18 protein-coding genes are annotated in these 21546 nt (G+C 50.3%); all 18 read right to left on the reverse strand.

All coding sequences use genetic code 11. The features are described 5' to 3' along the window. Window positions 1-13 precede the first annotated feature (13 nt). The gene (dapG, locus tag CBW46_RS01045; protein ID WP_089198170.1) at window positions 14-1231 is read right to left on the reverse strand and encodes an aspartate kinase; all 1218 of its coding nucleotides are present in this window, start codon (window positions 1229-1231) and stop codon (window positions 14-16) included. Window positions 1232-1295: 64 nt separating this feature from the next. Then, the gene (locus CBW46_RS01050; RefSeq protein WP_089198171.1) at window positions 1296-2336 is read right to left on the reverse strand and encodes an aspartate-semialdehyde dehydrogenase; all 1041 of its coding nucleotides are present in this window, start codon (window positions 2334-2336) and stop codon (window positions 1296-1298) included. Window positions 2337-2383: 47 nt separating this feature from the next. After that, on the reverse strand, window positions 2384-2977 hold the full coding sequence (locus CBW46_RS01055; protein ID WP_089198172.1) for a dipicolinate synthase subunit B: 594 nt from the start codon (window positions 2975-2977) through the stop codon (window positions 2384-2386). After that, a complete protein-coding gene (gene dpsA, locus CBW46_RS01060) occupies window positions 2974-3873 on the reverse strand; it encodes a dipicolinate synthase subunit DpsA (RefSeq protein ID WP_089198173.1) in 900 nt (299 codons plus the stop codon). The genes CBW46_RS01055 and dpsA overlap by 4 nt, the downstream gene beginning before the upstream one ends. Before the next feature lie 175 nt (window positions 3874-4048). Beyond that, a complete protein-coding gene (dut, locus tag CBW46_RS01065; RefSeq protein WP_279386447.1) occupies window positions 4049-4495 on the reverse strand; it encodes a dUTP diphosphatase in 447 nt (148 codons plus the stop codon). Next, window positions 4488-5738, reverse strand: coding sequence for a M16 family metallopeptidase (locus CBW46_RS01070; protein WP_089198175.1), 1251 nt, complete (start codon window positions 5736-5738; stop codon window positions 4488-4490). The genes dut and CBW46_RS01070 overlap by 8 nt, the downstream gene beginning before the upstream one ends. A 251-nt stretch (window positions 5739-5989) precedes the next feature. Continuing rightward, window positions 5990-8092: a polyribonucleotide nucleotidyltransferase gene (pnp, locus tag CBW46_RS01075; RefSeq protein WP_089198176.1), complete on the reverse strand. Its 2103-nt coding sequence runs from the start codon at window positions 8090-8092 to the stop codon at window positions 5990-5992. A gap of 251 nt (window positions 8093-8343) precedes the next feature. Beyond that, window positions 8344-8613, reverse strand: a complete 270-nt coding sequence (rpsO, locus tag CBW46_RS01080; protein ID WP_089198177.1) for a 30S ribosomal protein S15 — start codon at window positions 8611-8613, stop codon at window positions 8344-8346. A 150-nt stretch (window positions 8614-8763) separates the two neighbouring features. Next, a complete protein-coding gene (locus tag CBW46_RS01085) occupies window positions 8764-9714 on the reverse strand; it encodes a bifunctional riboflavin kinase/FAD synthetase (protein WP_089198178.1) in 951 nt (316 codons plus the stop codon). 42 nt (window positions 9715-9756) lie between these two features. Further along, complete coding sequence (truB, locus tag CBW46_RS01090) at window positions 9757-10680, reverse strand: tRNA pseudouridine(55) synthase TruB (RefSeq protein WP_243633127.1); 924 nt, start codon at window positions 10678-10680, stop codon at window positions 9757-9759. Further along, window positions 10677-11681, reverse strand: coding sequence for a DHH family phosphoesterase (locus CBW46_RS01095; protein WP_089198179.1), 1005 nt, complete (start codon window positions 11679-11681; stop codon window positions 10677-10679). The genes truB and CBW46_RS01095 overlap by 4 nt, the downstream gene beginning before the upstream one ends. A gap of 2 nt (window positions 11682-11683) precedes the next feature. Next, entirely contained in the window at window positions 11684-12034 is a 351-nt protein-coding gene (rbfA, locus tag CBW46_RS01100; protein WP_089198180.1) for a 30S ribosome-binding factor RbfA, read from the reverse strand. A gap of 5 nt (window positions 12035-12039) precedes the next feature. Further along, window positions 12040-14820, reverse strand: coding sequence for a translation initiation factor IF-2 (gene infB / locus CBW46_RS01105; protein ID WP_089198181.1), 2781 nt, complete (start codon window positions 14818-14820; stop codon window positions 12040-12042). After that, window positions 14813-15139, reverse strand: coding sequence for a YlxQ family RNA-binding protein (locus CBW46_RS01110; RefSeq protein WP_089198182.1), 327 nt, complete (start codon window positions 15137-15139; stop codon window positions 14813-14815). The genes infB and CBW46_RS01110 overlap by 8 nt, the downstream gene beginning before the upstream one ends. Next, a complete protein-coding gene (gene rnpM, locus CBW46_RS01115) occupies window positions 15132-15443 on the reverse strand; it encodes an RNase P modulator RnpM (RefSeq protein WP_089198183.1) in 312 nt (103 codons plus the stop codon). Before rnpM ends, CBW46_RS01110 begins: the two co-directional genes overlap by 8 nt. 36 nt (window positions 15444-15479) lie before the next feature. Beyond that, window positions 15480-16577, reverse strand: coding sequence for a transcription termination factor NusA (gene nusA, locus CBW46_RS01120; RefSeq protein ID WP_089198184.1), 1098 nt, complete (start codon window positions 16575-16577; stop codon window positions 15480-15482). A 31-nt stretch (window positions 16578-16608) separates the two neighbouring features. Then, window positions 16609-17067 (reverse strand): ribosome maturation factor RimP, encoded by a 459-nt coding sequence (rimP, locus tag CBW46_RS01125; protein ID WP_424445695.1) that lies wholly within the window; start codon window positions 17065-17067, stop codon window positions 16609-16611. Window positions 17068-17232: 165 nt separating this feature from the next. Beyond that, window positions 17233-21540 (reverse strand): PolC-type DNA polymerase III, encoded by a 4308-nt coding sequence (locus CBW46_RS01130; RefSeq protein WP_089198186.1) that lies wholly within the window; start codon window positions 21538-21540, stop codon window positions 17233-17235. Window positions 21541-21546: the final 6 nt, after the last annotated feature.

A 21546-nucleotide genomic window follows, 5' to 3' on the forward strand; every position in this document is an offset into this window, starting at 1 on the left:
TTGTACTGCTGATTTACAGATGCAGCTGAAATTTTCTGTGAAGTGCGCGGACGGCTTTGACCATGTCCGCTCCCTGTACCAGCACCCAGATGGTGGTATTTGAGTCCGCGGACTGTAAAATGTGTATATCTTCCTCCGTTAATGCTTCGACAATGTGGGCCATAACGCCCGGCACGCCGTTCATCCCTCCGCCAATTATCGATACCTTGGCACAGTTGGAAGCATATTGCGGTTTATATCCAAGATCAGACAATATACTGATCGCCTTGGCCGCTTCCCCATCAAATACGGTGTATACGACTCCTGAGGGATTCACATTGATAAAATCAACGCTTATATGGTGCTGTGCCATGGCTTTAAAAACCGTCAACTGCAGGTCATACACGCCTCGCTCTGCGTCCACCTGGATCTGTGTGATATTGGCGAAGTTGGCAATGCCTGTGACTCTACGCTCTTGAATCGTGCTTTTGTCGGCGGCACCGCCGCTCAGATGAGTGACCAGAGTACCCGGATCCTTGCTGAATGTTGAACGCACTCTGATCGGAATGGATGCATCCATGGCCACCTCTACCGCCCGGGGGTGTATCACCTTCGCTCCATTATGAGCCATGTTGCATATCTCTACATAAGAGACCGTCTGCAGCCTCTTGGCCTCCTGTACGATTCGCGGATCCGCGGTCAAAATGCCATCCACATCGGTAAAAATATCTACGCACTCAGCCTTCAAAGCCGCAGCCAACGCGGTTGCGGACGTATCACTGCCGCCTCTGCCAAGTGTCGTAAAATCCAAATTCCGGTTTTGGCCCTGAAAGCCCGCGACGATGACAACGTTTCCCTGCTCCAGCAATTCCAACACGCGCTTGGGCTGCAGGCTGATGATCTGAGCATTGCCGAAATCGTCGTTGGTCGTGATGCCAGCTTGCGCGCCCGTTAGTACGGCAGAACGGATGCCATTGGCATGCAGCAGACTGCACATCGTCGCAGCCGAGATCAACTCTCCGCAGCATAAAAGCATATCCAGCTCTCTGGCTGGCAGACAATTCCCATTGTTGGTGATTAGTTCAAGCAGTGAGTCTGTCGCATAGGGCTCGCCTTTCCTCCCCATTGCCGATACTACGACTACTAGCTGATAGTTATATGCCAAAGAATCCTTGATGTGTTCAATTACGTGTGCTCTCGCTTCAGCAGTGGAGAGAGACGTGCCTCCGAATTTCTGCACGAGAATTTTCATGAGGGTTCTCTCCTAAGGGCATTTCAAAAACAAAGCTAGGCTCCCTATTCAGGAAGCCTGTTCTTTAGTTCTGCTCAATCGCGATGTATTCCGCAATCTGCACGGCATTCCAAGCGGCGCCTTTCAACAGATTATCCGAAACGATCCACATATTGAGCGCGCGCGGGTTACTCAAGTCACGGCGAACACGTCCTACGTATGTGTCCAACTTTCCTGCAGCTTCCGTGGCCAACGGGTATTGCTGCGTTTCAGGGTTATCCTGCAGAACGATACCAGGGGCATCAGCAAGCAATTGTTTTACTTCTTCTACGTCGAAATCCTGCTTCAGTTCTACATACACCGATTCTGAGTGGCCATACACGACCGGAATGCGCACGCAGGTGGCTGTTACTTCCAACGTATCATCGCCCATGATCTTCTTGGTTTCGTTAATCATTTTCATTTCTTCATACGTAAACCCGTTTTCTACGAACTTGTCGATCTGCGGTATGGCATTAAACGCGATTTGGTGCTTCACCGGCAGAGAGCCGACAGGCAAAATCTGCGGTTGTACCGGGTTGCCGGCTAAAACCTCGCGGGACTGGCGCAGCATCTCATCAATGGCACGCGCACCAGCGCCGGACACGGCTTGATACGTGGACACGATGATGCGAGAAATCCCATAGCGGTCGTATAGAGGCTTCAGAGCAGCTACCATCTGAATCGTTGAGCAGTTCGGATTAGCGATAACTCCTTTATGCTCGTTGATTTTGTCGATGTTCACTTCCGGAACGACCAGAGGAGTGTCCGGATCCATGCGGTATGCGCTTGTGTTGTCAATGCAGACCGCACCATGTTTGATCGCCTCCGGAATCAACTCCAAACTCACGCTGCCGCCTGCGCTGAACAATGCGATATCCACGCCTATGAAACTATCAGGAGAAGCCGCTTCTACAGTGACTTCCTGTCCTTTGAATTGCAGTTTACTGCCGGCAGACCGCGCCGACGAGAGAAGTTTCAAGCTTTTAATGGGGAAATTACGTTCTTCCAGCAGACGTATGATTTGTTCTCCTACGGCACCTGTTGCCCCGACCACGGCAACATTGAATAGCTTTTGATTCGACATCCTGTTCGTCTCTCCCCTATGTGTCAAAAATGCTCTTGTATACTATTTTAATAATTGAACCGTTCAATCACCATGGGCTGCAGCTGTTTGCCCTGCAATGCCGCCTCACAGGCATCCATAATCAAATCCATGCGCGCGACCAAAGAATTGGGCTTCGCGGAAGGAGCGTCTTGACCGAACGGAACAAAGTAGATATTTTTAGTTATCAGCAGCTTTCCTATGTTCATGGCATTTAACCCAAGACCATCATTTGTAGAGATCGCCAACACCAACGGACGGTGATTGCGCATTTGCGCTTTGGCGGCCATCAGTACAGGACTTTCGGTCATCGCATTCGCCAGTTTGCTGGTTGTGTTACCCGTGCATGGTGCGATCACGAGCACATCCAACAGCTTGGAAGGCCCAAGCGGCTCCGCGTCAACAATAGAAGCAATGATATCATTCCCCGTTATATCTTTCAATTGCTTCTGCCAATTCTCCGAAGTGCCGAAGCGCGTGTCGGTGGTCAACATAGTGTAAGATACAATTGGTATTACTTTCGCGCCAGCATCGACAAACCGCTGTATTTGAGGCATAACCTCTTCGAACGTGCAGTGTGAACCCGTCAACGCGAAGCCTACCGTTTTACCCTGCCAATTCATTCCACATTCCTCCTCTGTCCTGAGTCCTCAAGTATAATTCGGCTCAAGGTGTCGGCGATGATGCGACCCGCTGTTTTCGGCGCAACAATACCGGGTAGTCCAGGAGCGAGCACCGCTTTGATGCCTCTTTTTTCAGCGAAACGAAAGTCAGTCCCGCCGGGTCTGGAGGCCAAATCGATGATCACTGCGCGGTGTGGAATATTGGCAATAATTTGTGCTGTGATAATCATAGTCGGAATTGTATTAAAAAGCAAGTCAATATTCGTCACCTGAGCGTGCAGATCCTGCGTGTAAAATGGCGCAAAACCCATCTCCCAGGCACGCGCAAAATAGTCCGGTTTGTTCACACCAACCCTAACCTTAGCGCCAAGCCCTTGCAGCGTTCGAGCCAATGTCATGCCTGTTCTGCCGAAGCCTAGTACCATCGAGTATGAGCCGTGAATGGTAAAGTCCGTATTTTGAATGGCGAGCATTACCGCACCTTCAGCAGTTGGAATGGAATTGTAAATGGCGACATCGTCACGGTTAAACAACTCTATGAGCTCAATATCGAACTGAGCGCAAAGGGAACGAAGGTAATTTTTTGCCATGCCTGTGAAAATCTTCGCATGCTTCGGAAGAGCGCCTACATGATCTTCTGTCAGACGTAGGTCGGATGTCGAGAAAATACTCTCCACATTCCCAAGATCGTCTGTGCCTACGGCTGGTAGAATGACGGCGTCGATGTCCTCCAGGGTGTCCGGGGTTAACTCCGTGTAACTGATGCCGCTAAATTTGTTCTGTAAGTTATCGAAGCCAATCAACACAAGTGAGGCATCAAGCTCGGAGCACTTATTAATTACTTCCAGCTGGCGCGCGTCACCACCGATTAACGCCACCTTAACTCCTGTGAGCATTTATTTCTCACCTCTCTCAACTCGGTATAGATAACTCATACTATGCTCCTGCCCAAAGATGGGTGAATGGGACATGATTGAGCGAAAGCTAACATCCCGGGTAGTGCGAATAGGAGAGGCGAAAATGAAAAAGAGTATTTCCTGTTCTCAACGAGTTCGAGGAAATACTCTTTATTCAGTTGGTGCCCGTGTGGCCAAAGCCCCCGGACCCGCGAGCGGTATCGGCCAGTTCCTCTACTTGAATTAACTGCACCTGCGGAACCAGTTGGAACACCATTTGGGCTATTCGTGTATTGCGCCCTACCGTGAACGCCTCGGAGCCATGATTAATGAGCAGCACCTTAATTTCGCCGCGATAGTCGGCATCCACCGTGCCCGGAGAGTTCAGCGTGCTGATGCCATGCTTGAGCGCCAACCCGCTGCGCGGACGAATTTGCGCTTCAAGTTCCGCCGGCATCGCGAGCGCGAAGCCTGTCGGAATCAGCCCGCGCTCCCCCGGCTCAAGTGTGACCGGCTCGTGCACGGCTGCGTAGAGATCGAAGCCGCTGGCCAAGAGCGACATTTTCTGTGGTAATGGGATGTCCTCGTTGCCTGGCAGCCGTTTGATTTGTACGTTATACAAGCTGATCCCTCCTGAAGCCGTCAATGATATCGGTGTTTTGTCCCACCATCGACAAAGCGAACGGAGTAGACAGCATTTCATGCGTTAAGGCTTGAATATCATGTAACTGCACGCTTTCAATACGTTCGATGATTTCATCGAGGCTGTAATGGCGGCCAAGCATGAGCTCGTTTTTGCCAAGCCGGTTCATTCGGCTGCTGGTGCTTTCCAAGCTCAGTATCAGACTGCCTTTCATCTGCTCCTTGCCTTTTTTTAATTCCGACGCGGTCAGTCCTTGTGCTTTCAATTCACCGAGCAGCTCCATTGTGACTTTCATCACGTCCGCCGTTTGTTTCGGTGCGGTGCCTGTATAAATAGTAAACATGCCTGCGTCCCGATAGGACGTATGATAAGAATAAACGGAGTAAGCCATGCCGCGTTTTTCTCGAATTTCCTGGAACAAACGGGAACTCATGCCCCCGCCGATCGCATTGTTAAGCAGTATCATCGCGTACAAGCGGTCATCGTCGATAGATAGTCCGGGCAGCGATAGACAGATGTGGTTCTGCTCTGTTTTCTTCTCAAAGCGATGCAGGTTACCGTGAAAAGAAGGCGCTGAAGTGTTTTGTTCCACACCTTCATTCTGGTAACTGCCAAAGTGCTTCTCCATTAAATCAATGATAGAGTCATCCACATTACCTGCGATTGCAATCACCGTCCGGTCGACGGAGTAATGTTCTTTCATGTAGTTGCGAAGTGTGTTGGAATTCATGGCTGACAGGTTCTGCTCGGTACCGATGATGGTGTAGCCAAGCGGGTGCTCTTCATACGCCGCTCTAGCGATCAAATCATGCACCATGTCATCGGGTGTGTCCTCGTACATAGCGATTTCTTCAAAAATTACGTTCTTTTCTTTCTCCAATTCTTCGGGGTCGAACGCCGAGCGGAAGAACATATCGGACAACGCTTCTACCGCGATCGGTAAATGCTCATCCAATACTTTCGCGTAGTAACATGTATATTCCTTGGACGTGAACGCATTGACGTTACCGCCAATGCCGTCGAACAACTCTGCAATGTCTTTCGCGGTATACTTTTCTGTCCCTTTAAACAGCATATGTTCGATGAAATGAGAGATACCGTTCAACTCTGCCGGCTCATTACGGGAACCGGTTTTGACCCAGATCCCGAAGGATACGGAACGGCAGGTCGGAATGCGCTCCACGACTACGCGCAGCCCGTTTTTCAAAACGTATTTATTCAATGAATGGATCCTCCTCGGTACAGCTCTGTATGCATTACTTATAATAAAACATCCGTCGCCAGGACGAATGTTTCTTCTTTAATCGCGCTTCACCAGAAGCTTTTTATCATCTTACCATTATTGTTCATTAGACTCAACTTCACGAATTAGACACCTCATACATATGCATAGGAGGACAAGTTCAGACCAAACGAAAAAAGAGTCAGAATCATCTGGCTCTTCGTTGCTAGTTACTATTTAGACTTGCGAAACTAAGATTTTGCCGGAACCTGGCTCGTCAACACTGCTTTGCGGGATAGGTTTACCCGACCCTGCTGGTCGATTTCCGTCACTTTTACGGTGATTGTATCCCCTACAGAGACGACATCCTCAACCTTAGCTACGCGGTCGGTGGAAAGCTGCGAGATGTGCACCAGACCCTCTTTGCCAGGTAAAATTTCCACAAAAGCACCAAACTTCTCAACCCTTTTGACGGTGCCGAGGTAGGTCTCGCCAACCACTACTTCCTTCACGATGCCTTCGATAATGGAACGAGCTTTCTCGTTCATCTCTTGGTTGGAGGAAGCAATGTAAACACGGCCATCCTGCTCAATGTCGATTTTTACGCCGGTTTCTTCAATGATTTTGTTAATGATCTTTCCGCCTGCTCCGATGACATCACGGATTTTATCCGGATTAATGTGCATGGTAACAATCTTAGGCGCATATTTAGACAGTTGAGCTTTCGGCTCCTGAATGCGTGCCAGCATCTTGTCAAGAATATGCATCCGGCCCGCTTTCGCCTGCTCTAGTGCTTGTGACAAGATGGTGCGATCAATGCCGTCGATCTTGATATCCATCTGCAATGCTGTTACGCCTGCGGCAGTGCCGGCAACCTTGAAGTCCATATCACCCAGATGATCTTCCATTCCCTGGATATCTGTCAAAATTGAAAAATGCTCTCCGTCTTTGATAAGACCCATGGCCACACCGGCAACAGGTGCCTTGATCGGCACACCGGCATCCATCATAGCCAATGTGCTGGCACAAATACTTGCTTGTGACGTAGATCCGTTCGACTCCAACACTTCTGAAACAAGACGAATCGTGTACGGGAACTCGCTCTCGGGCGGAATGACAGCTTCCAAAGCGCGTTCACCAAGAGCTCCGTGACCGATCTCGCGACGGCCCGGCGGACGCAGCGGCCTCGCTTCACCTACACTGAATGGAGGAAAATTATAGTGGTGCATGAACCGCTTCGTTTCTTCCAAATCAAGCCCGTCCAATATTTGAACATCACCCAACGCACCCAACGTACAAACACTGAGCGCTTGAGTTTGACCACGAGTAAACAATCCAGAACCATGTGTGCGCGGAAGAAGATCGATATCACACTCGATCGGACGAATTTCATCCAACTGTCGGCCGTCCGGTCTTACTTTATCATGCGTGATCAATCGGCGCACTTCTTCCTTCACGATGTCATACAGCGTCTCTTTTACGTCTCCCATTTTCTCGGGGGTTTCCACGTATTGAGCTTGGAAGTGTTCCACGGTCTCCGCATTGATCGCATCGATGGCCTCTTGACGGGCATGCTTCTCACTGATTTTCACCGCGTCTACCAGTCTGGATTGAGCGTATGCGCGCACATCACGGCTTACCTCTTCATCCACGGTATGCAGATGTACTTCCATTTTCGGTTTGCCCGCCTCTTGCACGAGCTGCTCCTGCATGGCGACGATCTTTTTAATTTCATCGTGTCCGAACATAATCGCTTCGAGCATTACTTCTTCCGATACTTCGTCGGCGCCCGCTTCAACCATCATGATCGCGTCTTTCGTTCCTGCAACGACCAGATGAATATCGCTCTTATCCGCCTGATCCAGCGTTGGGTTAATTACAAATTGCCCATCGACCCGGCCTACAATGACACCGCCCACCGGTCCGTTAAACGGAACGTCAGAGATGCTAAGCGCAGCGGATGTCCCTATCATAGCGGCGATCTCGGGCGGACAGTCTTGATCTACGCTCATTACGATGGACACAATCTGTACGTCGTTCCGAAATCCCTCGGGAAACAAAGGCCGAATAGGACGGTCAGTCAGCCTGCTTGACAAAATGGCCTTTTGGCTTGGGCGTCCTTCGCGCTTGATAAAGCCTCCGGGAATTTTCCCCACGGCGTAAAGCCTCTCTTCATAGTTCACCGTCAAAGGAAAGAAATCGAGATCCTTTGGCTCGGACGAAGCGGTAACCGTACACAGCAGGACAGTATCACCGTAGCGGACAGTCACGGCTGCATTGGCCTGCTTAGCCAGCCTGCCTGTCTCCAACGTGATCGTACGGCCTCCTAAGTTCATTTGTACACTTTTCTCCATAAAAACCTCCTGATAATTAGCTTAAGGAACAAATTGCGTAGAGGTCCTTTAAATTCCACGCATATTTTGCCGAATTTATCTTCTATCATTTCTGCATACTGCCTAGTATTTCCTTCTTTTTCGAAATAAATCTCTGCTGTACACAGGAGCGCTCAATAAGCACACGAAAAAGCAACCGAGTTATCCACTCCGAAAGTCCAAGCGGACCCGATAGCAGACAACCATGGTTGCTCTTTTCAGTGGTTTGCATATTAACGGCGAAGACCTAACTTCTCGATCAATGCGCTGTAACGCTTAACGTCTTTGTTTTTCAAATAAGACAACAGCTTACGGCGTTGGCCGACCATTTTCAACAGTCCGCGACGAGAATGATGATCTTTCTTGTGCGTTTTCAGATGGTCAGTCAGATTAACAATGTTCTCTGTGAGAATTGCAACCTGCACTTCAGGAGATCCAGTATCGGACTCATGAGTTTTGTGAGTTTGAATCAATTCTTGCTTGCGTTCTTGTGTTAATGCCATCGTGCATTCACCTCCATAATTGAATATCCCCATTGGCCCAGATGATCGTCGGAGTAGTCGGTTCTCCACGCCAAGGTTCTGAAGTCGGGTTCCCGACAACGCTACTTAGTATAGCACAACTTAATAGAAAAAGTAAAACAATGCGGAAAATTAATTGCTTGGCGCGGCCAATAGCGCTTTTGCGCTCTCGGCATCTTCACCGATCTGTGCGATTAACTCATCCACACTTGCGAATTTGCGTTCCGGCCGAAGATATGAAATCAATTCGAGAGATACCAGATTGCCGTAAATAGATTCGGAAAAATCAAATATATGCACTTCCAATGTAGGCTGAGATAGATCCGCGAAAAAGGTAGGCTTCTTACCGATGTTCATCACGCCGTGATGTGTGTGCCCGCCAACCGTTACCCGAACGGCGTAAACACCGAGCGCCGGCACAATGAACGGCTCTGAAAGCTCGATGTTGGCGGTGGGAAAGCCGATCGTGCGCCCTCGCCCTTCCCCGGTGACTACGCGGCCCCTGAGCACATATGGACGCCCAAGCAGCGCGTTCGCTTCGACAACTCTCCCAGCCAGCAGGTGTTCGCGCACCAGTGTGCTGCTAACCTTGCTTCCGTTGCGGTGAAAAGGTCGAATCACTTCGACAGTGAAACGCTCCCTGGAGAGCTCGCACAACGTATCCGGTGTGCCGGCTCCCTGATAACCAAAGCGAAAGTCAAAGCCGACAACAACGGTGTTTACATTCATCGGAAGAAGCATGTTCTCAACGAACTGCTCCGGTGTGACAGTCATCAATTCCCGGTTAAATGAGACGATATACATGTTGTCGACACCGAGACCGCCCAGCAACCGTTCTTTCTCCGCGAGCGGCGTCAAAAGCTGCACATACTTGCATTGTCCCAATACTTCCCGCGGATGCGGATGAAAGGTCATAACGGATGATGGCAGGCCTAATCCTGCTGCTGCATTGACGGCGTGTTTGATCACTTCCTGATGCCCGAGGTGAACGCCGTCGAATTCACCTATCGCGAGCACCTGGGGCAACGAGTGCCGCTGCCGCTTACCATGAGAAATCGGATATTCCAACTCCAACGATTGCATAATTACAAGGTTCACCCACATTTCTTTTGCGGAGACAATGTGCTAGGAGAACACTTTGACGGGTTGAAGCTCCAAGCTGTCTTTGTCCCATTGAAAAATTCCAACAAACTGGGAATCCGGCGAATAAGCCGTAAAAAGTTGATTCGGATGTATGGTCGATAAATTTGCGTCGTCCAGATTGTATTTGAGCTTTTGTCCAAGTAGTGCTTTCCGGGTTTGCGACTCGTCCAACATAACGGAAGGCATATGGGCTAATGCTCTTTCCGCAGGGATCAGCCTGGCCTCGAGCGCTCCCTCCATCTGCAGCGCTTCGATCTGCTCCAAGGTGAGACATTGTTCCGGATCGATGCTTCCAGTGGAAGTGCGTACCAGTTCTGACATGACCGCCGGATAGCCCAGCGCTTTTCCTATGTCAACACATAGTGTGCGGATATACGTGCCTTTGGAGCATTGTACGCTGAAGCGGATCTCCGGGAATGCCCGATCCAGTGCCATACTCAAGATGTCGATCTTGTAGATGGTGACTTTTCTCGCCTTACGCTCCACTTCCCTGCCTTCGCGTGCCAACTCGTAGAGCCGCTTGCCGTCCACCTTCACCGCGGAGTACATGGGAGGAACCTGTGAGATCGCCCCGACAAAAGAAGCGATCACCCGCTCCACCTGTTCTCTGCCCAGCTCAACCTGATCCACCCGTGCAATTTCCCGGCCGCCTGCGTCTTCCGTATCGGTGGCCACGCCGATCTTCAGGGTTGCTTCGTACGTTTTAGGAAGCTCTTGTATATACTCCACCAACCGGGTGGCACGTCCGATGCAGAGCGGCAGTACTCCCGTCACTTGAGGGTCCAGCGTTCCCGTATGCCCGATCCGCTTGATTTTCAGTATTCTCCGCACTTTAGCAACCACATCGTGCGATGTGAATCCTTTCGGCTTCCAGACGGCTAAAATACCTTCCATGGGTGCATTCATCGCAAAACCAGACCTACTTCCTGTACTACTCGTTCGACCGCTTCCTCTAAAGTCCCATTCAGCGCACAACCAGCGGCGCGCATATGGCCGCCACCGCCAAACAATTTAGCAATTTGGGATACGTCCACTGTTCCCGTCGAACGCAAGCTAACCTTCACCACGCCGGCCGGTCTTTCTTTGAACAGCAGCCCAACCTCGACTCCCTCCACGTTGCGGGGATAGTTCACAAGACCATCCGAGTCTTCATTCGAGGCGCCGCTCTCGGCCACGTCTGCACGGGATACCACAAGCCAAGCAACTCGCTTGTCATGCGCGAAATTTAATGTATTCAAGCTCCGCTGAATAAGGGAAATTTGCGGATAAGATAGCTTTTCCAGTAACTTGTCGGCTAATGCGTGGCCGGCCACGCCTCGTGACAGCATGTCCGCCGCGATCCGCATCACCTTGGCAGATGTGTTCGCATAGCGAAAGCCTCCGGTGTCCGTCAGCAAGCCGCTGTAGATGCATACGTTCAAATCGTGACAGTACGGTACATTCAGCTCCCGAACCAAGTCATATAGCACTTCGACTGTAGCCGCTGCCTCAGCGTCCACCAAGTTGACCGTGCCGAAATAGTCATTTGTTACGTGATGATCGATATTTAAAATGCGTGCATTATCAGCAAAAATTTGACGCACACTTCCAATGCGGGAATAATCAGCACAATCCACGCTAATCACATGTTGAAACGCGGCAAGAGAGGCTCCCTCTGCCTCATAGTCAAGGATCTCATGCCGTCCGGCTGCCATATACAAGAACTTCTCAGGCATCGGACCTTCGTTGATCAACGTGAAACGTTTGCCCATCGAGGTGAGTATCCATGCCATGGCAAATGTTGACCCAGCAGCATCCCCATCCGGCTGGACGTGGGATACTACCAGGAAATCATTATGCTCTTGAATGAAATGCGCCGCCTGTTGAAGCTGAGTCGAATAATGTTCGGGCGTTGATAACACCGTCATGGTTAAGAGTTCTCCCTGTTGACTTGATCCAACAACCGTTCAATTTTACTGCCGTAATCGATAGACGCGTCAAAGCGGAACATCAGCTCAGGCACTTTACGCAAACGGATTCTTCTACCAAGCTCGGACCGGATAAACCCGCTGCTGCGGCCAAGCGCCTTCAAGGTTTCCTCCTTCTGCTCATCCGTCCCGAACACGCTGAGAAATACTTTAGCCTGAGATAAATCATTGGTTAGATCCACGCCGGTTACGGTGATGAAACCGATGCGGGGATCCTTGAGTTCGGATTGAATGATCGTGCTGATCTCTTTTTTAATCTGTTCTCCAACTCTTCCTACGCGAACCCGTGCCATTCAGATCACCTCTCAACAGTCTCCATTACAAAGGCTTCGATGATATCTCCTTCTTTAATATCATTGAACTTCTCCAGAGATATACCACATTCATACCCTTGAGCGACCTCTTTTGCATCATCTTTAAATCTTTTCAGTGATTCGATATTGCCCTCGAACACGACGATACCGTCACGGATCAAGCGTACCTGGGCATTCCGCGTGATTTTACCCGATGTGACCATGCATCCCGCAATCGCACCGATTTTAGACACTTTGAACACGTTGCGCACTTCTGCCTGGCCGATGACGTTTTCTTTGAATACCGGATCCAGCATCCCTTTCATCGCGTGTTCAATTTCTTCGATCACCTTGTATATGATGCTGTGCAGACGAATGTCTACCTTCTCCGATTCAGCAGTGTTTTTCGCTTGAGGTTCTGGCCGCACGTTAAATCCGATAACGATCGCATTCGAGGCGGAAGCGAGAATGACGTCGGATTCGGTGATAGCACCTACGCCCTGATGCAGTATTTTTACGCGCACGCCTTCGATTTCGATTTTCTCCAGCGAACCGCGCAGTGCCTCGACGGACCCTTGCACGTCACCTTTGATGATCACGTTGAGATCTTTAATTTCTCCCTCTTTGATATGCTTATACAAATCATCCAATGTGACACGAACATTAGCGCCCATCTCGGATTGTCTCAGTGTTACTGCACGTTTTTCCGCAATAGACCGCGCTTTACGCTCATCTTCGAAGACAATAAAAGGATCCCCAGCTTGAGGTACCTCGGTCAATCCGGTGATTTCAACCGGCGTTGAAGGACCTGCCTCTTTTAATCTCTTACCTCTGTCATTGACCATGGCACGCACCCGGCCAAAGCATACTCCTGCCACAAAGCTGTCGCCGACCTTCAATGTGCCGTGTTGAATCAGTACACGAGCCACCGGACCTTTACCTTTGTCCAGTTCCGCTTCAATAACGGTACCTCTCGCGCGTTTGTTCGGATTGGCCTTGAACTCTTGTACTTCAGCCACAAGCAAAATCATATCCAAAAGGTTTTCCAGTCCGATGCGTTGTTTAGCGGAAATGTTGCAGAAAATCGTGTCGCCGCCCCATTCTTCCGGCACCAGCTCGTACTCGGTCAGCGCCTGCTTGATTCTCTCCGGGTCAGCGCCTTCCTTATCCACTTTGTTGACCGCAACGATAATCGGTACTTTTGCAGCTTTGGCGTGATTGATGGCCTCCACGGTCTGAGGCATAACGCCATCGTCCGCTGCAACCACGATAATAGTGATGTCCGTGACTAGAGCTCCGCGTGCACGCATCGATGTGAACGCTGCGTGGCCCGGCGTATCGAGGAATGTGATTTTTTTGTTATGAATCTCCACCTGATACGCACCGATGTGTTGTGTGATACCACCTGCTTCACCTTCGGTCACGTTCGTTTTGCGGATCGCGTCCAACAGCGTAGTTTTACCATGGTCTACGTGACCCATGATTGTCACGACAGGTGGGCGTCCCAGCAGATCTTCTGCTTCATCGTGCTCCTCGAATTGTTCAAACTTATCTTCCTCAACGGGGATCTTCAACTCTACTTCGACATTATAGTCGCTGGCGAGAAGTTGAATCGCATCGAGGTCCAATTCCTGGTTAATAGTCGCCATCACGCCGAGGAACAGCAGCTTCTTAATAACTTCGGACGCGTCCTTATGCAGCGCCTTGGCCAGTTCGCCTACTGTCATGGTACCGCGCACGATAATTTTTTTCGGCGTATTGTCGATTTTCTCTCTCTTTACCGGCTCTTGTTGCCCTCTGCCTCTTTGGTTGCCGCGGGCATTCCCGCGCTGGTTACCGCCTCTGTTGTTTTGAGACCCTCTGGACGATCCACCGAATCTATTATCATCAAACCGTCTTTGTCCTGGTTTCGCCGGCTTGCCATGTCTGTCTTGATCGTGCTGTCCACCTGCCGCGGGTCTGGCGGTGTTGCTTGCAGCAGCTCTGCTGAATTGGTTTTGGCCACTGTTGTTTCTCTGCTCAACCGGTCTGCGCTGATCAGCACCACCAGCCTGACGATGATTCTGACCGCCTGCCGAGCCGCCGCGGTTGGCCGTTTGTCCTTGACCTTGCCCGTAGCCGCTTTGTCGGTTTTGGCCGCCCTGCTGTCCGCTCCGCTGCTGATTATAGCCGCCGGCTTGTTGGCCATTGCGCTGCTGATTGTAGCCTCCGCCTTGCTGGCCGCTGCGCTGCTGATTGTGGCCCCCGCCTTGCTGGCCGCTGCGCTGCTGGTTGTATCCACCGCCCTGCTGCCCATTGCGCGGATGATTATTGCCGCCACCCTGCTGCGAGCCTTGTCCCTGTTGTCTACCTCCGGAGTTCTGTCCTCCCCGGTTAGAACTGCCTTGACCTTGATTGCTGTGGCGGTTCTGCCCCTGGTTGTGTTGGCTGCCAGAGGATCTCGCCGCTCCTTGGCCAGCAGACTGCGTGGATGACATCTGGCTTACGGCTGCCTGTACGGGTCGAGCAGTGTCGTTCTTGGCAGGTTGCTGCGCGTCCTTGGCGGCTGGCTGATCGGCGGAGCTAACTCCGTCACCGGCGCTTCTTTTTGCCGCCGCATTCGCCTTGACGTCCTTAAAAAACTTCTCCACTCTATTCACTGTGTCATTCTCCATTACACTCATATGATTGTTTACCGGAATGCCGAGTCTCTTTAGTATTGTGATGATTTCTTTGCTGCTCATATTTAAAGATTTGGCATATTCATATACTCTCAGTTTATCTCTACTGTTTTCTTGTTTACTCAATACCTTCCACCTCCGCACGATTTTCCAGACTTTTATTCAACATTTTGGCAAATCCGGCATCGGTCACAGCCACAACCACCCGCGAGTCTTTCCCAATACTTGCCCCAAGCCGGTCGCGGCTGCCAAATTGATGACAGGGAACGCCGAAAGTGAGGCATTTATCATTCACTTTTTTACTGGTGTTCGCCGCCGCGTCCTCCGCTACAATCACAAGCTTGGCGTCGCCTTTGCGCACCGAATCGATCACGAATTGTTCCCCCGTGATGACCTTGCCGGCTCTCATAGCCATACCGAGATTATTAAAAAATTTATTATTCATCTTCCACCGCCGCTTCCTTGCCGGCAATGAATTCATCTTCGACTTTGATAAAATCCTGTTCCAAAGCGTCATAAATGTCCGGGCTCACTGCGGATTTAAGCGCACGGTCCAAGGCCTTGCTCTTTTTCGCGAGTTTAAAGCAGGACAGCTTGCCACAAAGATACGCCCCGCGGCCTGCCTTTTTACCGGTCAAGTCGATCAGCATGTCATCAGTCGGCGTTTTCACAACGCGGATTAATTCTTTCTTGGGCATCATCTGCTGACACGCGACGCATTTCCGAAGAGGAATTTTTCTTTGTTTCATCCGTGATCACCCTCTATCTGTTCCGCTGCTTCTCTATCAATCGATACTCACGGAGTCCTGACGCATTTCTCCGGCGTATGTCTTCTCCCGGCCGTATTCCTGCTCCGCCTGGCTCTCGCTCTTGATATCTATTTTCCAACCGGTGAGCTTCGCAGCTAAGCGTGCGTTTTGCCCCTTGATACCGATGGCCAACGACAGCTGATAGTCAGGCACGATGACTCGGGCCATCTTCTCAGCTTCAAACACGTTAACCTCCAATACTTTGGACGGGCTTAGCGCGTTCGCCACATATTCATCAACCTGCTCTACCCAACGGACGATATCGATCTTCTCGCCCTTCAGTTCATTGACGATAGTCTGTACGCGCGCGCCTTTCGGGCCCACGCACGAGCCGACCGGATCCACTTCTTCATTGCGGGAATAAACGGCGATTTTGGATCGAAATCCCGCTTCTCTGGCGACAGAACGGATTTCCACCACACCGTCAAAAATCTCAGGGACTTCAAGCTCAAAAAGACGTTTCAGCAGCCCGGGATGGGTGCGCGACAATATAATTTGCGGGCCTTTTGTAGTGTTCTCAACTTTGGTAATATAGGCCTTCACGCGGTCACCCTGCTTGAATTTATCGGTAGGCATCAGTTCCGTCAAGGGCAGCGCCGCCTCGATCTTGCCGAGATCTATATACACGTTGCGCAAGTCCTGACGTTGCACGATGCCGGTTACGATGTCTTCTTCCTTATCGACGAACGCGTTATAAATCAGACCGCGCTCAGCCTCGCGAATGCGCTGGGTCACGACCTGTTTCGCAGTCTGTGCCGCGATCCGTCCGAAATCCCGTGGTGTGACTTCAATTTCGACCACATCGTTCAGCTGATAATTTTGGTTGATTTCGCGTGCAGCCTCCAGAGAGATTTCCATACGAAGATCCAACACATCTTCAACGACCGTTTTGCGTGCGTATACCTTGATCAAGCCCGTGTGGCGATTAATATCCACGCGCACGTTCTGAGCGGTGTTAAAGTTGCGTTTGTAGCTGGAAATCAGCGCAGCCTCAATCGCGTCGATTAGAACTTCTTTAGCGATGCCTTTCTCCCTTTCGATTTCCGACAATGCTTCTATAAAATCCATGTTCATTTGAACGAAGCTCCCCCTCTCATAAAATCCACTAGAATACAATCGCTAAACGGCCGCTGGCCACTTTGTTAAATGGAATCTGATGTCTCTTCTTGCCGACTTCGACCTCAACCGTTTCATCGTCAAAAAAAAGCAGCGTGCCTTCGAATTCTTTTAAGCCATTCACTGGTTCATAGGTGGAGATAAAGACATGTTCGCCGACCGCTTTATGATAATCCTGCGCCTTTTTTAGCGGGCGTTCCGCACCAGGAGACGATACCTCCAAAAAATAAGCAGATGGAATCGGGTCTTTTTCATCCAGTTTTTCACTTAAATATTCGCTGACGCGGCCGCAATCGTCGATATCGATGCCGCCTTCCTTATCCACATACACGCGTAAAAACCAGTTGCTGCCCTCTTTCACGTATTCCACGTCGACCAGCTCAATTCCGTTCTCATCCAAATACGGCTGGAGAAGCGATTCCACTACGGATTTTATTTGCTCACTCAAGCTGCTTATCCTCCTATCGTCAATGGAGCGCAATGCTTCCATGTCTGTAACAAAATGTAAAGAGTGGGTTGCCCCACTCTCTAAGATCGGTACTATTAACGTTGTTACCAAAGAAGATTATACCATAGCGCTTATAGGTATGCAATATGATGAATGCCTGCTTCATTAGAACAGAGATAATTGATTTGTTTCCGGAAGCCCTCGGAAGCAGCCCATGCTGCCCAACAGTTCAACGATCGTTTTAGATGCTTTGCTGCGTAATTGAAAATCTTCCACCGACAAAAATGGACCGGCGTCCTTAGCCGCTGCGATGCTTCTGGCGGCATTCTCCCCAATCCCTGCCACCGCGGAAAACGGGGGAATCAGCGAATCTCCGTCAACGAGAAATTTGTTAGCTGACGATTTGTACAAGTCGATCGGTTTGAACGAAAAGCCTCGCGCGGTCATTTCCAGTGCCATTTCCAGTATCGAAATCATGCTCTTTTCCTTCGGCGTGGCTTGGAAGCCTTTGTCCTCGATCTCAATGAGCTTTCGCAGTATCGCGTCGTATCCCTGGCATAAGAGATCCAAGTCGAAATCCTCCGCCCGCACGGTGAAGTATGTGGCATAAAAAGCAATCGGATAATACAGCTTGAAGTACGCGGTCCGCACGGCAGAAATAACATATGCGGCAGCATGCGCCTTTGGAAACATATATTCGATCCGCTCGCAGGATTCGATGTACCAGGCTGGCACCTTGTGCTTCTTCATATCTTCCTTCCACTCGGGAGTCAGCCCTTTGCCTTTCCGTACGCTCTCCGTGATTTTAAACGCAAGCCCAGCGTCCATGCCGGCTTTATAAATTAAATAGAGCATGATATCGTCGCGGCAGCCGATAACCGTTTTAATGTTACATGTGCCGTTCTTGATCAGTTCCTGTGCGTTTCCAAGCCAGACGCCCGTGCCATGAGACAGGCCGGAAATCTGCAGCAGATCGGCAAACGAGCTGGGCTGCGTTTCCTGCAGCATTTGACGTACGAACTTAGTCCCCATCTCCGGGACGCCATAGGTCGCGACCGGCGTGCGAATCTGCTCAGGCGTGACGCCCAGTGCCTTCGTGGAGTTAAAAATGCTCATAACTTTAGGATCGTTCATAGGAATCGTAGTGGGATCGACTCCGGTCAAATCCTGCAGCATCCGCATCATTGTCGGATCATCATGTCCAAGGATATCAAGCTTCAGCAGGTTCGCGTCGAAAGCATGATAATCAAAATGGGTCGTTTTCCACTCGGAGCTTGTGTCATCCGCAGGGTACTGTACAGGTGTTATGTCATCGACGTCGATGTAATCCGGTACGACAACGATACCCCCCGGGTGCTGGCCCGTGCTGCGTTTCACTCCCGTGAAGCCGAGAGCCAACCGGCTGATCTCGGCGTTGCGCCACTTTTTGCCTTGTTCCTCTTCGTATTTTTTAACGTAGCCGAATGCGGTTTTTTCAGCTATCGTGCCGATGGTGCCGGCCCGGAACACGTGTTTCTCGCCGAACAAAACCTTCGTATAATTATGCGCGACCGGCTGATACTCTCCTGAGAAATTCAAATCGATATCCGGCACCTTATCGCCTTTGAACCCGAGGAACGTTTCAAACGGGATATCCTGTCCTTCGCCTTTCAGCTTGGCGCCGCATTTCGGGCAGTCTTTATCGGGAAGGTCAAATCCGCTTGGTATGCTGCCGTCGAGAAACCACTCACTGTGCTGGCAGGATTGGCAAATGTAATGCGGCGGCAGCGGATTCACCTCCGAGATGCCAAGAAATGTCGCGACCACGGAAGAGCCGACCGATCCACGTGAACCGACCAGATAGCCGTCTTCGTTCGATTTTTTTACAAGGCGTTCGGAAATTAAGTAGTTCGCTGAAAACCCATATTTGATGATCGGGACCAATTCCTTTTCCAGCCGAGCCGTTACGACCTCGGGAACCGGGTTGCCGTAAATGCGCTTGGCCGTGGCATAGCAAGTATTGCGTATCTCGTCGTCCGCACCTTCTATAATAGGGGTGAACAGCTTTGTCGGGAACAGCTCGAACTCCTCGAACTGGTCAGCTAGGTCCGACGTGTTCCGCACGACCACTTCGTAAGCCGTTTCCTTGCCAAGATATTCAAATTGCGCTAGCATCTCTTTCGTTGTACGGAAGTGAACATCGGGCTTGCGAATGTCTTTGAGCGGACTGAATCCAGTAATGCCGTTGATCGTGATGTCACGGCAGATTTTATCACGCGGCTGCAGATAGTGCACGTTGCCCGTGGCGATAACCGGCTTGCCCAATTTGCGCCCGATTTCAAGTACGCGCCGGTTCGCATCCTCAAGCTGCTCCTGACTGCCGACCAGTCCTTTTTCCACCAGGTGCATGTTCACGCAGGTTGGTTGGATTTCCAACACATCGTAGAACTCAGCCACCTGCTCGGCTTCCTCTACTGATTTGTTCAATACCGTTTCATAAAACTCCCCTTTTTCACACCCCGACGCAATAATGAGGCCTTCGCGCAGCTCAACCAGCTTGCTCTTCGGGATGCGGGCCACTCGATGAAAATATTCCGTGTGCGACAGAGAGACTAAAGAGAACAGATTTTTCTTGCCTACCGCGTTTTTCGCATAGATGCAGCAGTGAAACGGTCTCGTGTTTTTAAGATTTTTCCCAACGTTGTCATTTAACTGCGCTAAGTCCGATAAGCCCCGCTGATTGGCTTCTTTGATCAAATTGAACAAAACATGTCCAAGCGCTACCGAATCGTCGATAGCACGGTGATGGTTATCCAGGTTTATTTTGAATTTCTCCGTCAGCGTGTTTAAGCGGTGGTTTTTCATGGCCGGGAACAGCAGCCGAGCCAACTCCAGTGTGTCTAAAGAAGGGTTGTTTACCACGGGCAAACCCAGCCGTTTGCAGTTCGCCTGTATAAACCCCATGTCGAACCTGGCATTGTGCGCTACTAGTACGCTGTCACCGATAAAATCAAAGAATTTTGGCAGCACATCCTCCAGATCCGGCGCATCGCGCACCATATCATCGTTAATGTTGGTCAACTGTTGGATATTATATGGGATCCGCTCATGCGGGTTAACGAATGTGGCGAATCGGTCGATTTCTTTTCCATCCTTCATTCTCACACCGGCAAGCTCGATAATTTTGTTATTGACCACCGACAGGCCCGTGGTTTCAATATCAAACACGATATAATCGGCATCAGCCAGAGTTTGTGATCGTGCATTGGTCACCACCGGGACACCGTCATCCACCACGTTGGCCTCTAATCCATAGATCACTTTGATGCCATGCTTTTTCGCGGCTTTGTAAGCGTCCGGATAGCATTGTATTCCGCTGTGGTCGGTTATTGCGATCGCTTTGTGACCCCATTTGGCAGCTGTTTTTATGTACTTATCGACAGAAGTGATAGCGTCCATCGTGCTCATGGTCGTGTGTAAGTGAAATTCGACCCGCTTCTCTTCGGCGTCATCCGAACGATCCGGCGGGGGCATCACTTCGTTGATATCGTTAGGCATAAGCACCAGCTCAGGTACTTGCATAAAGCGGTCATACTCTACCTTGCCTCGGACTTTCAACCATGTGCCGTTCTGTATCATACTGTAAATTTTCACATCTTCTTTAGTTTTGGCGAAAGCTTTCACCATGATAGAATCAGTAAAATCCGTTATATTGAACGTGAACAAGGTCATCCCATTCTTCAGTTCCTTCGATTCCAGACCGAAGACGGCTCCCTGCAGCGTTATTTTCTTTTCCTCGTCTTGTACCATTTGAATTGGCACAGGCGCGTCCTTAATTTCATAGCCCACCATCAGTTTCAGCTCTGCGTCAGCAATTGTGTCTGCCGCCTGTTCTGCTTCTATAGAGGTGATCATCTCCTGTGTTACCACTTTGCCTTCTTCCGCGATCTGTTGGTGGAATTTGTCGTATTCCTCCTGCCGCGCTTCATTCATCGAGTACCGAACCTGCAGTTCGACCCCGAAAAAATCAAAAAAATATGTCTGGATCCACTGTCCGATATTTTTCTTCTTGGCCATCTCCAAGCCGATTGAATCCAACATGATCAAAGTCAATATATGCTCGGATACTTCGATTTTCGCTCTGCTCATCCAACCGTTAACGGATGTCGCCTCCCGCTGTACCCATTCCACGAACATGCTCCAATATTCATTGGCGACCGTGTCGGGGGTCACTTCGTCCGTGTATCTCAGCTTGAAACGGATGGCGGCGATGTGAGCAAATTTATCACGGATCATTTTGCAAAACGACCGGTACACATCAGCCGGCACGATGCTGTTTTTTACGATATAAAACGTCCACTCGCGGTTTTTGCGGCTTGTTTCCACCTTGTCGATATATCCGTCTTGAAAAAAAGAGTTCACAATCTCAGCGGGCACGCGTGCCTGCTCCATCAGCATTTCGAATCGCTCTCTTTTTACTGCTGTACCGCTCATGAACTT

The sequence above is a fragment of the Paenibacillus xerothermodurans genome, assembly GCF_002220865.2.
GTDB lineage: Bacteria > Bacillota > Bacilli > Paenibacillales > NBRC-103111 > Paenibacillus_S > Paenibacillus_S xerothermodurans.

What these genes read in the sequence shown, in the direction of transcription:
- pnp (WP_089198176.1), bottom strand. Translation starts at nt 8,092, where the DNA reads ATGGAGAAAAGTGTACAAATGAACTTAGGAGGCCGTACGATCACGTTG.
- CBW46_RS01085 (WP_089198178.1), bottom strand. Translation starts at nt 9,714, where the DNA reads ATGCAATCGTTGGAGTTGGAATATCCGATTTCTCATGGTAAGCGGCAG.
- dapG (WP_089198170.1), bottom strand. Translation starts at nt 1,231, where the DNA reads ATGAAAATTCTCGTGCAGAAATTCGGAGGCACGTCTCTCTCCACTGCT.
- truB (WP_243633127.1), bottom strand. Translation starts at nt 10,680, where the DNA reads ATGAATGCACCCATGGAAGGTATTTTAGCCGTCTGGAAGCCGAAAGGA.
- CBW46_RS01055 (WP_089198172.1), bottom strand. Translation starts at nt 2,977, where the DNA reads ATGAATTGGCAGGGTAAAACGGTAGGCTTCGCGTTGACGGGTTCACAC.
- CBW46_RS01130 (WP_089198186.1), bottom strand. Translation starts at nt 21,540, where the DNA reads ATGAGCGGTACAGCAGTAAAAAGAGAGCGATTCGAAATGCTGATGGAG.
- nusA (WP_089198184.1), bottom strand. Translation starts at nt 16,577, where the DNA reads ATGAACATGGATTTTATAGAAGCATTGTCGGAAATCGAAAGGGAGAAA.
- rbfA (WP_089198180.1), bottom strand. Translation starts at nt 12,034, where the DNA reads ATGGCACGGGTTCGCGTAGGAAGAGTTGGAGAACAGATTAAAAAAGAG.
- dpsA (WP_089198173.1), bottom strand. Translation starts at nt 3,873, where the DNA reads ATGCTCACAGGAGTTAAGGTGGCGTTAATCGGTGGTGACGCGCGCCAG.
- rpsO (WP_089198177.1), bottom strand. Translation starts at nt 8,613, where the DNA reads ATGGCATTAACACAAGAACGCAAGCAAGAATTGATTCAAACTCACAAA.
- CBW46_RS01110 (WP_089198182.1), bottom strand. Translation starts at nt 15,139, where the DNA reads ATGAATAATAAATTTTTTAATAATCTCGGTATGGCTATGAGAGCCGGC.
- CBW46_RS01050 (WP_089198171.1), bottom strand. Translation starts at nt 2,336, where the DNA reads ATGTCGAATCAAAAGCTATTCAATGTTGCCGTGGTCGGGGCAACAGGT.
- rnpM (WP_089198183.1), bottom strand. Translation starts at nt 15,443, where the DNA reads ATGAAACAAAGAAAAATTCCTCTTCGGAAATGCGTCGCGTGTCAGCAG.
- CBW46_RS01095 (WP_089198179.1), bottom strand. Translation starts at nt 11,681, where the DNA reads ATGACGGTGTTATCAACGCCCGAACATTATTCGACTCAGCTTCAACAG.